Raw genomic sequence first — 13,943 nt, forward strand, 5'->3', positions numbered from 1 at the left:
AAAAAGGCAGCATGGCATTCTGTCTGATGCCTCGCCGCTCTCATCCTCGTTGTGGTATAAGCCTCTCATAATCCATTATGACCTTTAAGCTTTATCTTGTTGTTTATTAGGTTACAGTGAGGATTATTCTTAATCAATGGGTAATTCGCTCTTAGAGATTAACTAAGAATTTTCAAGACAAATGAAAGTCAAGCCTGCGTTGTAAAATCACTTATTTATCATGTTGATGCTGATCGGCTTGTGAAGTGATTATGAAAATTTAAGAAAAATCCATACGGCAAAATTTTCGATTTAAGTGTTTTATTCAAAAAATTTATGTTTTTTTATATAATGTCGGCATTTGTGCTTGAATAATTTTCCTAGGAAAAGTATCTTCTCCTTAAGAAAGTAGGGGCTTAGGAAAATTCATTCTCATAGATATTTTTTTACTTACAGTAATAAGTTTAAACAAAGCCTAAACGGCTGTAGTAATAATTTTGTTGACTATGAAGAATGATTTTACAAATTTTTAAAATGTTTTTGGCCTGAATAATAAAGTCAAAAATGTCTTAATATCAATCAGGTTCGGAGTTAGCAAATGTTTTATATTTACAAGTCTGTGCTAAGGGTTAGTTAAAGTTTTGGCCTGTCCTGTCCAAAGCGTTAGCTTATCTTTTGGTAAAAGTTAAATTATTACCTGAATGGATTCAAAAACGTTATGAACTGGTTGATTAATTTAGTAGGGGATAATTTCAAAAGGAGTTGTTATGGTGAGATATTATTTTATTTCTGATAATAGATACTTCTTAGCGGGTATCGAATCAATATGCAAAGATACCGGGCTGATGTTTACCTCTGTCTATATTGAGACGATGACGCACGATGTCAATATTTCCGTGCATCGGGAAGATGTCGCCATAGTGTATCTTTCGGCGATGATGCAATACCAGGATTTATTATCAAAGGTATATCGGTTGTTTAAGACGGTGCTCTTCATTATTGATGGAGAAATAGAGGAAACGGCAGATTCGTCTACCCTGATTCCCGCCTCTATGTCCGGGTCTGAACTGATCGTCACGTTACTTAAAGCGAGCGTGGTCAGGCAGCATATCCCGCAGATTACCGACAGGGGAAGAGTCATTCTTGAAGGACTTTATCGGGGAAAATCCGTTTTTGACATCAGTCAGCGTGCTCAGATCAGGGAGAAAAGCGTTTATGCCCTGAAAAGAAACCTTTTGAAACAGTTGGGGCTGGGGAAGATGAACAGCGCCTGTGGGTTGGCTATCGCTTATAACACGCTGGTTTTGCAGATAAAAAACAAAAATATGTTCGCAGAGCGCCGACCTGTTGATGAGCCAGTGGAAAACCTGCCCGTGCCGTCGCGCGGTTCATCTTCGGCGGTGTTCAATTATATTCTTACCATGTAGCGTATCCACGCCGGTAAATTCAGGGCAGCCCCAGTCAGTTATCTTGTTCCGGAACAGGAGGCTGTGAGAGTGCGTCCTGTCCGCCGTGGCCCGTTGAGAAGCCATCCATTGAAAAACACGCCATCCTGCACTTTAATGTGCAGCCTGCCTGGTTTCGGAAAAACAGCGCCGGCTGAGCGACCGGAGAAGAAATGCGGGCTATTCGCTTTTCCCCTGTGACGCGTGGAGGTATGCCCCCGGATTCAGCTTCAGTGACGAAGCAGCCCGAAGCCGCGTTGAAGAATTGCAATGGCATGCGGCCCGCCACTGGCGACATCGCCACTCCCCCGGCGGGTCTGTGAAGTTTTCCTCTATTGATACCCCCTCAGCTAAACCCCTCATTGCGCCTTCGTGCCCGGTATCCGTTCATAAATACCGTGGTAATGCATATTACAGAATTAAAATTCATTTGTGCTATTAATTGCGATTTTTAATGCCATATTTTGATTTCATTAATAAAGGTAAATTTTTTGTTAATTCTGATCACATTTTTTAAACGATAGGGTAGGGCCGAAAGTGGTCATGTTGTATACAAGTCTACCTGCAGATTTTATGCACATGTAAAAACACCCTACAGAGGTCTGAATGAAGACGAATAAAATTAAGGTGTTAGCCCTTATCTTTGGAATGATCCTCGTGGCCGTGATGGCGATAGCCGGAAAGAAAACAAATGAAAATAAAACGTTTCTCTCCGTGGCGACGGCGTCGACGGGGGGAACTTACTATCCAATCGGCGTGGGGCTGGCGAATGTCTGGACGCACGCGCTGAAGGCCGACAACGTTCAGGTGACCGGTCAGTCCTCGGCCGGCTCGGTTGAGAATATCGACCTGATGCAGAAAGACGAAGCACAGCTGTCTATCCTGCAAAGCCTGATGGCGGTAGAAGCCTATGAAGGCGTACGTAATTTTGCCGGGCGTCCTTATACCGATCTGCGTTCCATTTCGATGCTGTGGCCGAATGTGGAACATTTTGTCCTGATGAACGGTAAAGCCAAAAACGGCACCCTGGATGATATTGACGGAACACGGTTTTCTGTCGGCCCGCAGGCCAGCGGCACCGAGCAGTCCACGCTGATCATTTTGCAGGGCGTGGATCTTTCCAAGGCGAAGATCGATCCGGAATATCTCGGGTACGGCGACACCATTGCGGCAATGCGTGACGGGCGTCTCGACGGCGGCGCGCTGCCGGCCGGCGTACCCGCTTCCGCCGTAACCGACATGTACGCCAGCGGCGTGGCGGCGCGCGTACTGGACGTGACGGACGCACAGCTGGAACAGATCAACGCGGTGGCGAACTCCTGGTTTCGCTTTGTCATCAAGCCGGATACCTATCCGGGGCAAAGCAAAGCCATCAATACCATCGCGCAGCCCAACATCCTGACTACCACCCGTTTTATTGATGAGAAGACCATCTACACGCTGACCAAGACGATGTTCGAGAACCTGCCCGACGTCCATCAGGTTCACAGCTCGGCGAAATATATCTCGCTGGAAAATGCCCTCAAAGGCGTCTCGGTTCCGCTGCATATCGGCGCCTATAAGTATTACCGGGAAGCCGGGCTGACGATCCCGGCCTACCTGATACCGCCCGAAGCAAAAGCTGCCGCCGGCGTTGACCCGACATCCTCCGCTAACCTCTGATTACGCTGAGCGAGGCCTTATGATGATTGAAAAACTGGATCCGCAAACCGGCGACTGGGATAAAGAAGCCGGTGGCGGAAGCCGCCCTCTGACGGGCATTTACTTAACCATCGCCACGGTACTGGCGATCGTGATTTCGCTGTATGCCATCTACGCCAACGTGCTGTCCAATACTCAGGAGTTTTACCGCAATACGGTGTTTCTGATCGGCATATTGGTGCTGGGATTTATTCTGTTTCCGTTCAGCAAACGCTATGCGACTTCCCGGTTTAATGCCCTGGATTATCTGTTCATTTTTCTGGCGCTGCTGAGCTACGGCTACTTCTATTTTTTCTATTTTGACTTACACGTCGTCAGGAAAAGCATTCCCAACGTCACTGACTATGTGATGGCAACCATCGGCATCGCCGTGCTGTTTGAGGCTGCCAGGCGCACCACCGGCTACTTCATTCCGGGGTTGGCGACGTTTGCGATTATCTACGCGCTGTTCGGCCAGTATTTTCTCGGCATCTTCGGCCACGCAGGCTTTTCGGCGGAGCGCCTGCTTTACCGGTTGTTTATGACCGGCGAAGGGATTTTCGGCATTACGCTTTCTACGGCCTCTACCGCGATCGTGGTGTTTATCCTGTTCGGCGCGTTTCTCAGCGTCAGCGGCGCCACCGCGTTGTTTAACGATCTGGCGATGGCGATTGCCGGCACGCGGCGCGGCGGCCCGGCCCAGGTGGCGGTGATCTCTTCCGCGCTGACCGGCTCGCTGAGCGGCAGTGCGGTCGCCAACGTCGCCACCACCGGTACATTCACCATTCCGCTGATGAAGGCGATCGGGCTTTCGCCGCGTTTCTCCGGCGCCGTGGAAGCGGCCGCCTCCACCGGCGGTATGATTATGCCGCCGATCATGGGCGCCGCCGCGTTTATCATGGCGGGCTTTTTGGGGATCTCCTACACCGCCATTGTGGTTGCCGCGATCATTCCGGCGCTGCTTTACTATGCGGCGCTGATTATTGCCATCGACGTGGAAGCGAAAAAGCAGGGGCTGAAGGGCATTCGCAAAGAGAACATTCCGCAGGTCGGGCAGGTGCTGAAACGGCGGGGGCTGTTGCTGTTGCCGTTGGTCATCGTCATTGCCACCCTGTTAGCGGGAAGAACGCCGATTTACGCCGGTTTTCTGGGCATTGTCACGATTATCGCCGCCAGCTGGCTGTCGCTGGATACCTCGGTGAGGATGACGCCGAAGAAAATCGCACAGGCGCTGAACGAGGCGGCGCGCGGCGCGATTCAGGTGACGCTGGCCTGCGCCGCGATCGGTGTGATTATCTGCGTAGTAACCATGACCGGTATCGGCTCCACCCTGGCGTTCAACATCGTTTCGATGACCGGCGGCGTTCTGTGGCTGATCCTGCTGGTGGTTATGGTGGTCTGCATCGTTCTGAGTATGGGGCTGCCTTCCACCGCGCTGTATATCGTGGTGGCGGTCACGGCGTCGCCGATCCTGATTCAGGCCGGGGTGAATCCGCTGGCGGCGCATTTCTTCGTGTTCTGGTTCGGCGCGCTTTCCAACATTACGCCGCCGGTCGCCCTTGCCAGCTATACCGCGGCCAGCATCGCGAAAGCAGATCCGATGCAAACCTCCTGGATGGCGGTAAAGCTGGCGCTGCCCGGTTTTATCATCCCGTTTATTCTGGTGTACAACCCGATGCTGTTGATCCTGGGAGAGGGCGTTAACGCGCTGTCCATACTTCACATGATCGTTTCGGCATTGGCAGGGATTTACGCCTTGTCCGTCGCGACCGGCCGTTTCTGGATCATCAAAACCAACTGGCTGGAAAACAGTCTATTGGCCGTTGCCGCCATCATGCTGATCAAGCCGGGATTATTTACCGATATTGCCGGTATCGGGCTTATCGCCATTGGGGCGGTAAGTCATATCGCCCGCAGCCGCCGGATAAAAATGCGGGTAACGTCGTTTCAGCAGGGTGAACTCGGTGATTAAAAAGGTTATGCGCCAAAAAGCGGCACATCAGATTTTGGCGCAACTCAAAGAGAAAATTCATGACGGCACGTATCGGGTCGGGGAGCGGCTTCCGTCGGAGAATCAGCTGGCGCAGGCTTTCGGCGTCAGCCGGGTCCCGATTCGTGAGGCGCTCAGTATGCTGGCGCTGAGCGGGATCGTCTCATCCCGCCAGGGCGGCGGCCACACGGTTGAGAACCACTCGCTGCTCAGCAAGTATGAGCCGCTGGAGATGGAGGTGATCGGCCGGGAGGAGGCGTATGCCCTGCTGGAGATGCGGGAGATCCTGGAGAAAGAGGCTGCGGCGCTGGCCGCAGTGCGCCGCAGCGAGGAGGATCTGGCCCGTATCGAGCTGGCGCTGGAGGATTTCAAACGCACGGCGGAAGAGCAGGATCTTATCGGCCACGAGCAGGATTACCTGTTTCACCGTGCCATCATGCTGGCCTCGCATAATCCTTTTTTAGTGCAGGTCCTCGATAACATGCATGAACTCTATCTCGGGGTATTAACTTATTCGCTGAAAAAGAACCTGGGAAATCCGGAGGAACGCCAGCGCGTTATCGATGAGCATGAGCAGATCGTCAACGCGATCCGGCAAGGCGAGGAGCAGTTGGCGGGCATCAATATGCGCCGTCATCTCAGTAACGTAAAAGAAAAACTCGATCGATTAAATAAGCAGTAACTAAGGAACCTGATATGTATGACTACATTATTGTGGGCGCCGGTATCGTAGGATTGGGCGTGGCGAACGCATTGCAGGAACGCAGTCCGCAAACGCGGGTGTTGGTGCTGGAGAAAGCGTCCGGCCCCGCGATGCATCAGAGCGGCCATAACAGCAACGTCGTACATTCGGGCATTTATTATAAACCGGGCAGCCTGAAAGCCAGGCTGGCTAAAAAGGGCAATGACACGCTGTATGCCTTCTGCCGGCAACACGAACTTTATTACGATCGCTGCGGTAAGGTGATTGTCGCCACCAGAGAGAGTGAGTTGGCGCAGCTGGAAAATCTTTACCAGCGCGGCATGGAGAACGGCCTTGATGTCAGCCGGCTAACGCCGGAACAACTGAAGGCGCGTGAACCGTATGTGAACGGCATCAGCGCGTTGCTGGTTCCTGCCGCGGGGATCGTTAACTACCGTCAGATAGCGCAAACGCTGGCACAGCTTATCCGCCAGCGCCAGGGAAACATTCTTTATCATCAACCCGTGACACAGATCCGGGAAAAGAGCGATCGCGTAGAGGTCGCCACCGCTTCTGAAACCTTTCAGGGCAAATGGCTGATTAACTGTGCGGGCCTGTTCTGCGATCGTATCGCCAGGCTCGCCGGTTATAACGTCGACATGAAGATCATCCCGTTTCGCGGGGAGTATTACGTGCTTAACGCCGATAAAAATTATCTGGTCAATCACCTGATTTATCCGGTGCCTAATCCGGACTTTCCGTTTCTGGGCGTTCACTTTACCCGGATGTATGACGGCAAGCGCGATGTGGGGCCTAACGCGGTGCTGGCGTTTAAGCGCGAGGGGTACAAAAAGTCTGACGTGAGCCTGAGAGATTCGCTGGAGACGCTGACGTATCCCGGATTCTGGAAAATCGCCGGAAACTACCTGGGCGAAGGCTGGGCGGAAATGCGCCGCTCCTGGTCAAAAAAGCGATTTGTGGAGAATGCCCGCCAGCTACTCCCCGCTTTGCAGGCGGACGACATCCGCCCCGGTCCGGCCGGCGTAAGAGCGCAGGCGTTAACGCTCGACGGCAGGTTGGTGGATGACTTTCATATTATTAAAGGCGCGCGTTCGCTGCATGTCTGTAATGCGCCTTCACCGGCGGCGACCGCATCAATAGCGATCGGTCATGAAATCGTGACGTCGTTTCTGCGCTAGCGGGTAGCCGGGATATAACCTGACGGGGCTGAACCATATCGGTGATTAATCCCGTCACGTTATTTCAGAATATCTTTGAGTAAATATACGATATGTCCAATCATTATCCGGCGCCTTATTTGGGGGATTATTTGCGTTAGTTTCACTCACGATGCTTTACGGTAAAAAATTCATATTAAAAATCTGCTTGAGAGTAAGTAGGTTATCTCTTTTATTAGTGGGGCTAATGCTTTACTAATTGTATTCTGATTGCTGATGAACTAAATAAGTATTGTGCCAGTGAATGTACCTGCATTACTGCACGATTGTTGTTTATATTCTCTGTCAGGCCATCATACAGCGTGAAATTGAAAGCATCACCGGCATGGCCGTGGAGCAGATATTCAGCAACGCCTGAGTTCAGGTGATCTATTTTCAACGTATTGAATCTAAAGCCGGTAATATTCAGGCTGATAACCCTGGTTATTTATCAAGAGGTTTCACATGAGAGAGTTAACGGTATATGAAGTTCAGGATGTCAGCGGCGCTGGCATTATTCAGGATGCGCTGACCCGGGGTGGAAGTATTCTGGGTGGCCTGGTCGGGAATGCCATAGGCAGCACGGTATTAGGTGTTGCCGGCGGCGTCATCGGAACTGTCGTACCGGTGCTCGGGAATGCTATCGGCGGGACGGTCGGCGCCGGTATCGGCGGGACGATTGGCGGCAGCATCGGCGGTGGCGTCGGTAACATCATTGGCCACACGGCAGGCGCTGCAATTGAAGGCGGCATCTCCGGTTTCTTTAGTCAGGTGTGGAACCGGTAGCCTCTTTTATTGGCGGCAGGGAATGCGCCCGGGTAATTATCCTCCCCGTTCTTCATCCGGGGAGGATATTGCACAATTTCCTGTGGTATAAATTTTCTCCGCATACCTGTTTTTGGTGAAAATAATTCCACAATTTATTTATGGGAATGGTCTGGAATTAACGCAAGCCATATTAAATAACACATGATGATATGATGTGTTAGGTATTGAAATAAATGAAAATAACGCAGCCTGAAGCGGCTGAAATAGTGTGCCATCCTAAATTAATATCACATCACGTATAAACAATTTGCACATGCTGCCGATAATAGCTCACCTCGTGGTACATGCTATCGATTACTGTTTCTCCTTAGACCTGAGAATTTCGTTTTATGTTAAAGAAAGTCAAAATATCCACAAGTTTGCTGTTGGTACTTATCCTGTTTGGCGTATTACAAGTAAGCTCAAATATTACTGCTTATATGTATCTCAAAGGCAACAATGAAAATATTGAGGACATCACTGCTATTGCTGATGAACTCACCCTGTTGCGCGATACCCGCTATCAGCTTCTCGAAACACAATTCATCATTAATAACTCTTTAATTGATATGCTCATCGGCGATCTGGATGAACAGCAATCCAAGATTGCCAGGGCGCGCAAAGGAAAAGAAACCGCCAAGGCGCTGTTTCAAAAATTCTGGGACATTCCGGGGCTGACGGAAGACAGCACACGTTGGGAGAAGCTGAAGCAGGCCTACAATGGCATGGACGACGTGCTTGACCGCCAGATCAGCGTGCTGGAAAAGAACCAAAACGCCGATACGATCATCAAAACGCTGAGCGGAATGCGCCAGATACGCTACCAGCGGCTGGAAAGCTTTATGACGGAGTTCGAAGCTTACAACAAGGTGGCAAACGCCACGTACACCGACGTTCAGAGCCATGCCAGTGAGAGTTATCAGAGCTTTTTTACCATTTTCATCTCATCGTTGGTTGCCATTCTGATCGTGATTCTGCTGGTACATCTGATGATGAAGTACATTCTGATCAAACCGCTGGCGAACATTACTGCGCATTTCGATCTGATAGAAAAAGGGGATTTACGCTCGCTGATCGCCATCGACAGCAAAAATGAGATCGGCCAGCTGTGCATCGGGCTGAACAAAATGCAAATGGGTCTGAGCTCGACGGTGGCGAATGTGCGCCAGGGCGTTGAGTCGATCAATCTGGGGAGCCGGGAGATTGCGGCAGGCAACATCGATCTCTCCAGCCGCACTGAAGAACAGGCTGCTGCGCTGACGGAAACCGCCGCCAGCATGGAACAGATCAGCGCCACGGTTCATCAGAATACGGAAAATACCAAGCATGCTTACAGCATGATCGACGCCACCGCCCAGGCCGCCCGCCAGGGGGAAACGTTGATGCAGAACGTTGCGGAGAAAATGCAGGCGATTACCGTTCACTCACAGCGTATCGGTGAAATCGTCGGCATGATCGAAAGTATCTCCTTCCAGACCAACATTCTGGCGCTCAACGCCGCGGTGGAGGCGGCCAGAGCCGGGGAGCAGGGGCGCGGGTTTGCCGTCGTCGCCAGTGAGGTTCGCAACCTGGCCCAGCGCTGCGCGACCTTTGCCAAGGAAATCAGCGTGCTGATTGCCAATTCGGAAGTCGATATTAAGGATGGCGTTCAGTGGGTGGAAAAAACCGGGGCCAGCATCAACGACATCGTGGTTTCCGTGAACAACGTGGCGCGCATTATGGAAAGCATCTCCCAGGCTTCCGGTGAGCAGAGTCGCGGCGTTGAGCAGGTTCATGCCGCGCTTACGCAGATGGATCAGGTGACGCAGCATAACGCCGCGCTGGTCGAGGAAATCGCCACCACGTCTGCCAACGTGGAAGCGCAGACACAGACGCTGGCGGAAGCGGTCGCGGCGTTCAGGGTAAACCGTGCAGATCAGGGCAGAGAAGAAGACGCTGCGCAAGCCCTGTTGCTGGACGCGCCGGCCTAACAGAATAACAGCGCCTTGGCCTTGCCCGTGGCAGGCAAGATTGCCACCGGATTTCAGCCGCAGGCGCTGATAAAGAAACCATCAGCATGAGCATTAATAAGGCGATTAATGCTCATGCTGTGTGCCAGGGATAATAGTGTCATCCGAAAGACACCGGAATCTGAATGTGCGAGAATTAACTGCGCGCAAATGGATATAAATTGTTGAAAGTTCTGATGCTTAAACAGAGAGTGGGTCAAGGCTGTAATTCACCGTTATTTATTCGGCGTGGCATCTTTGGTTAAGTATGCTGGTGACAATGCTGACATAATTGAATTATTGGTTTTTCTACAGCGTTGACTGTCGTTAATAACCGATAAACAGCCGTCCACTTTTCTGAATTTTCCTCCCGCGCTCTCCATCCGCATAATTGAATATAGCATGCGAAACGATTATCCGGGGGGCGTTAGCCGGTAAAGCCAGCACTGTCTCTACCCGCCTGAGACTACGGCCAAACGCCGTTGGCAAGCCGCTTCATCCGGTTTCCCATATTGTTTTTATACCTCTGGCAGAAAGTAAATTTGGTGAGCTAATTATTAGCTATACATTATTTTTAAAATATATTTAGTCCTGTGCTGATAGACAAATTTATATTGCGAAAAAAAATAACCTATGAAAATATGCACGAGAGTGGATTGGTTTAAAAAGGAACTTCTTTACTAATTCACTTTTATTTCTGATGAGCGATATCAGTGCCATGGTCATGATTATGCCCGTGACGCTGCTCATCTATCATTGGTTTTTTATATTATTATCTGGCGGAGAGCATTAGCTATGAGAGAACTTACGCACAGTGAAATTGAAAGTGTCAGCGGCGCAGGCGTTGTTGCTGACTTTATTAATAATATAGTTGATGCACCAGCTCGTGGGATCGGTAGCCAAATCGGTGATTTTGCCGGTGCGGTCGTTTCACAGGTCATCAGTGGCGCTAAAGGCGTGTTTGAGCAAATCTTTAATAAAATCGGCGGCCTTTTCGGGCGGTAATCCGAATCATTTGACAGGAGGTTTATTATGAGAGAATTAACGGAATCTGAAATTCAGGATGTAAGCGGCGCCGGTTTTATTCAGGACGCGCTCACCCAGGGTGGCAGCATGGTCGGTAACGTTGTCGGCAGCGCCATTGGCAGCACTGTGTTCGGCGTTATCGGCGGCGCTCTCGGAACAATCCTTCCGGGTCTGGGTAACATCATCGGCGGTTCAGCCGGTGCCGGTATCGGTGGGAAGGTTGGCGGCAATATCGGCAGCGAAGTCGGTAACGTCGTTGGTCATACCGCGGGTGCGGTCATTGAAAGCGGACTGTCTGCTTTCTTTAAGCGTCTTGGATTCTAATCAGGATCTGAAACGTTAAGTTGGTATCCTCCCCGCCTTTCGGGACGGGGAGGATACCAATCCATGAACGTGGTTAAATGGTGGTTCAGCCCCGTTATTTGGCGTTCATGTTGGCGATATAGGCTTTTACCACCTGATAAACATAATCCTGGCTTGCCTGAGCGGTTTGCGGATTGTACTTGCCCTGGTTGGTGATGTTATTCGACAGCACGCGAATGCCGACGAACGGAATATTAAACGTGGCGGCAATCTGCGCGGCGGAGGCCGTTTCCATCTCTTCCGCCGAGGTGTGGTAGCTGTCGCGGAAATAGCGAATGCGGTCTAACTCGCTGTTCCAGACATCAGCGGAGCCAATCACCCCTTCCACGACGTTGCCCTGCTTGTAGCTATTTTTTACGCCGGCGGCGATGGCCAGCAGTTTGGCATCGGCCGGGAATTGACGGATGCTGTGGGCGTTCTTGTCCTCACCGGCGCTGCCTTTGGAAGCCAGCAAATCCATCGGTTTCCACTGGAGCGAGTCACTGCCTTCGCCCTGGCGCTTATGCGGGGTTTTAAATGCGCCCAGGTTGACCGAATATTTGCCCAGTACGATGTCGTACACTTTCAGCGCCGGGTCATGACCACCGGCCGTTCCCTGATTGATAATCGCCACCGGACGGAACTGCGTAGCCGCGATCGCCGTAGCCGCCGCGACGTTGGACATCCCCTTCAGCGTTTCCGAAACCACCACCGGGTAGCCGTCGACGGTTCCCTGCCAGAAACGCCAGCCGCCCACCTGATCTTCACGCGGGTTTTCAAGCTTTTGGGCGAAGTGTTCCACCTCAATCGGCATTGCGCCCTGGACCACAATAGGCGGGAGCGTTTGTTGCTGAGCAATGCTCAACGCGGAAAATGACATGCTGTAAACGGCCAGGGCCGCAACGATCGTTTTTTTATTCATCATTACTCTATCCAAAGGAACGCAAACGATTACTTTAACTGAAAACGACCGCTGCGAATATGACTTCGGCTAGGATAAATCAGTAGGCTTGTATAAAAAACAGGCGTTCGCATCACTAAGACCGGCACGGTGTGCCGGTCTGTCGGTGTGGCCGCCGTTGCGCAAGGCGCCCGCGTTAAAATTGCCACTGAAGGGTAAAGCCCAGGCTGACGGAACTGGTGTTGAAGTTATCGGGTTTGGACAACGGTACGCCGGCAAAGGCGTCGTAGCTGATCGGCCCCAGCAGGCCCCGGACGCCGATGACGCCGCCGGCAAGGTGCCCGGTGGCGAAGCCGCTGTTGCCGCCGCCGCTGACTTTGCCGTAGTCGACGCCAACATAAGCCTGCTGTTTCAGCTTGGGCAGATTCAGGTTGATGTCGTTACGCAGGTAATAGCCTTTATTGGCGGACAGGTTGGTTTCGCCGTCAAATCCGCGCACCGTCCAACGGTTGCCGATGCTGAACTGATCCTGCGTCGCGAGCCGGTCCGGGGTGTATTGTTGCTGGTAGCGCGGCTGATAACTCATGGATTGCCCCAGCAGGGTAAAAGGGATGGTGGCGCTGACGTCCAGGCTGACGATGCGGTTTTGCGAGCTGGTGCCCGCCTGCTGTTTAGCGCCGAACCAGGAGGTATTGCGCTGGTAGCCCACCATGGCATCCACGATGGAACGCCCGATGTAGCGGCGGTGATTCAGCCGGGTGATGAAGTGGGTGACTTCGCGCTTCTGCAACTGAATTTCCGTGTCGTTCAGGTAGTAGTTGGACTGGTTGTTCAGTAACTGCACGCTGGCGGTCGTTTTCTGATTGGCGTTGCGATAGAGCAGACGATTGAGCTTCAGGCTGAGGTTTTTGCTTTTCCCGCGGTACTGAAAATCTGTCCAGATGCCGGAAATACGCTGCAAATATTCGCTGCGGCTGGCATACATGTCGAGCGACCAGAAGCCGTAAGGTACCGAGTAATAGACGGAGCCGTTTTTCGAATTGCGCCAGTCCTGGAAATGCAGATCGCGCCCGGCGGAAACGTAAAACAGATCGTTGAGCGAGGCCGGGTTGTCGAGATACAGCGCGACGCCGCTCTGATAGCGGCCGGTATACTTACTGCCGGCGTCGTCAAACCAGCCGCCCACGCGCCAGAAAGAGGGCTGTACGCGCGTAATTTCAATATTGGTTTCCCCGTCTTCCTCACCCGGTCGCAGCATCACGTTCGCATCGGCGCCGGGAATGCGCTGGATGTTCTCCAGCCCCTGCTCGATGGCGCGCAGGTCAAGAATGTCGCCTTTATGGCCGGGAAAAGTGGAGTACAGGTTGACGTATTTGTCGCTGTCTTCGCTGAGCGTGATATTGCCGATCACGCCTGAAACCACGGTCAGCGTCAGTACGCCCTGGTTCAGATCCTGACGCGGAACCCCGACGCGGGTAGTGATGTAGCCGTGGCCGATAAGTTTATTCTGCACTGCGGTTACCAGGGTGCGGATGCCTTCAATGCCGATGCAGCGGCCTTCTGCCTGGGTGGTGAGCTTATGCAGCGGGATCCAGTGGGGGATCTTGTCGTCTTTCTCCAGAACCACCTGATGGATGTCAAAGCAACTGGCTTCCGCAGGGAATTTGATCGTCGAGCTTTGCAGTTCAGCGCCGGAGGCGCGTACGTCCTTACCCTGCGTTTCCAACTGGTTATAACGGGCCTTTTCCTGCTCCTGCTGGTGGGTCGACTGTCGTTCCATCAATTGGCTATTTTCTGCGCCTAGTGCGACCGGAGCCAAAAATATCAACAGCAAAGGGGCTGGGAAGCGGAGCTGCATAGCAATGTCCTTATTTTAATTTTCCGTT

11 protein-coding genes are annotated in these 13,943 nt (G+C 52.0%); 9 read left to right on the forward strand and 2 right to left on the reverse strand.

Features of this window, described 5'->3' with window-relative positions; all coding sequences use genetic code 11:
• Positions 1-746: 746 nt before the first annotated feature.
• From C8D90_RS18260 to C8D90_RS18300, 9 genes are all read left to right on the forward strand, one after another.
• Positions 747-1,406, forward strand: a complete 660-nt coding sequence (locus C8D90_RS18260; RefSeq protein ID WP_115459901.1) for a helix-turn-helix transcriptional regulator — start codon at positions 747-749, stop codon at positions 1,404-1,406.
• Between the two features lie 624 nt (positions 1,407-2,030).
• Positions 2,031-3,086 carry a TAXI family TRAP transporter solute-binding subunit gene (locus C8D90_RS18265; RefSeq protein ID WP_115459902.1) on the forward strand — a complete coding sequence of 352 codons (1,056 nt, stop codon included), beginning with the start codon at positions 2,031-2,033 and terminating at the stop codon, positions 3,084-3,086.
• A 19-nt stretch (positions 3,087-3,105) separates the two neighbouring features.
• The gene (locus tag C8D90_RS18270; RefSeq protein WP_115459903.1) at positions 3,106-5,076 is read left to right on the forward strand and encodes a TRAP transporter permease; all 1,971 of its coding nucleotides are present in this window, start codon (positions 3,106-3,108) and stop codon (positions 5,074-5,076) included.
• Complete coding sequence (locus tag C8D90_RS18275) at positions 5,069-5,776, forward strand: FadR/GntR family transcriptional regulator (RefSeq protein WP_115459904.1); 708 nt, start codon at positions 5,069-5,071, stop codon at positions 5,774-5,776. Before C8D90_RS18270 ends, C8D90_RS18275 begins: the two co-directional genes overlap by 8 nt.
• Before the next feature lie 14 nt (positions 5,777-5,790).
• The gene (gene lhgO / locus C8D90_RS18280) at positions 5,791-6,975 is read left to right on the forward strand and encodes an L-2-hydroxyglutarate oxidase (RefSeq protein WP_115459905.1); all 1,185 of its coding nucleotides are present in this window, start codon (positions 5,791-5,793) and stop codon (positions 6,973-6,975) included.
• Positions 6,976-7,458: 483 nt separating this feature from the next.
• Positions 7,459-7,779 carry a hypothetical protein gene (locus C8D90_RS18285; protein WP_115459906.1) on the forward strand — a complete coding sequence of 107 codons (321 nt, stop codon included), beginning with the start codon at positions 7,459-7,461 and terminating at the stop codon, positions 7,777-7,779.
• 371 nt (positions 7,780-8,150) lie between these two features.
• On the forward strand, positions 8,151-9,770 hold the full coding sequence (locus C8D90_RS18290; protein ID WP_115459907.1) for a methyl-accepting chemotaxis protein: 1,620 nt from the start codon (positions 8,151-8,153) through the stop codon (positions 9,768-9,770).
• An 813-nt stretch (positions 9,771-10,583) separates the two neighbouring features.
• A complete protein-coding gene (locus tag C8D90_RS18295) occupies positions 10,584-10,793 on the forward strand; it encodes a hypothetical protein (RefSeq protein WP_115459908.1) in 210 nt (69 codons plus the stop codon).
• A gap of 27 nt (positions 10,794-10,820) precedes the next feature.
• Positions 10,821-11,138: a hypothetical protein gene (locus C8D90_RS18300; protein ID WP_115459909.1), complete on the forward strand. Its 318-nt coding sequence runs from the start codon at positions 10,821-10,823 to the stop codon at positions 11,136-11,138.
• 94 nt (positions 11,139-11,232) lie between these two features.
• Here C8D90_RS18300 and C8D90_RS18305 read toward each other — a convergent pair whose 3' ends face one another.
• A complete protein-coding gene (locus C8D90_RS18305) occupies positions 11,233-12,078 on the reverse strand; it encodes a 5'-methylthioadenosine/S-adenosylhomocysteine nucleosidase (RefSeq protein ID WP_115459910.1) in 846 nt (281 codons plus the stop codon).
• Positions 12,079-12,253: 175 nt separating this feature from the next.
• Positions 12,254-13,837 (reverse strand): ShlB/FhaC/HecB family hemolysin secretion/activation protein, encoded by a 1,584-nt coding sequence (locus C8D90_RS18310; protein ID WP_162844422.1) that lies wholly within the window; start codon positions 13,835-13,837, stop codon positions 12,254-12,256.
• Positions 13,838-13,943: the final 106 nt, after the last annotated feature.

The organism is Enterobacillus tribolii (assembly GCF_003363015.1).
GTDB lineage: Bacteria > Pseudomonadota > Gammaproteobacteria > Enterobacterales > Enterobacteriaceae > Enterobacillus > Enterobacillus tribolii.

Excerpts from the sequence above, each read along its gene's own strand:
- lhgO (WP_115459905.1), top strand. The coding sequence starts at position 5,791 with ATGTATGACTACATTATTGTGGGCGCCGGTATCGTAGGATTGGGCGTG.
- C8D90_RS18300 (WP_115459909.1), top strand. The coding sequence starts at position 10,821 with ATGAGAGAATTAACGGAATCTGAAATTCAGGATGTAAGCGGCGCCGGT.
- C8D90_RS18265 (WP_115459902.1), top strand. The coding sequence starts at position 2,031 with ATGAAGACGAATAAAATTAAGGTGTTAGCCCTTATCTTTGGAATGATC.
- C8D90_RS18295 (WP_115459908.1), top strand. The coding sequence starts at position 10,584 with ATGAGAGAACTTACGCACAGTGAAATTGAAAGTGTCAGCGGCGCAGGC.
- C8D90_RS18290 (WP_115459907.1), top strand. The coding sequence starts at position 8,151 with ATGTTAAAGAAAGTCAAAATATCCACAAGTTTGCTGTTGGTACTTATC.
- C8D90_RS18310 (WP_162844422.1), bottom strand. The coding sequence starts at position 13,837 with ATGGAACGACAGTCGACCCACCAGCAGGAGCAGGAAAAGGCCCGTTAT.
- C8D90_RS18260 (WP_115459901.1), top strand. The coding sequence starts at position 747 with ATGGTGAGATATTATTTTATTTCTGATAATAGATACTTCTTAGCGGGT.
- C8D90_RS18305 (WP_115459910.1), bottom strand. The coding sequence starts at position 12,078 with ATGAATAAAAAAACGATCGTTGCGGCCCTGGCCGTTTACAGCATGTCA.
- C8D90_RS18270 (WP_115459903.1), top strand. The coding sequence starts at position 3,106 with ATGATGATTGAAAAACTGGATCCGCAAACCGGCGACTGGGATAAAGAA.
- C8D90_RS18285 (WP_115459906.1), top strand. The coding sequence starts at position 7,459 with ATGAGAGAGTTAACGGTATATGAAGTTCAGGATGTCAGCGGCGCTGGC.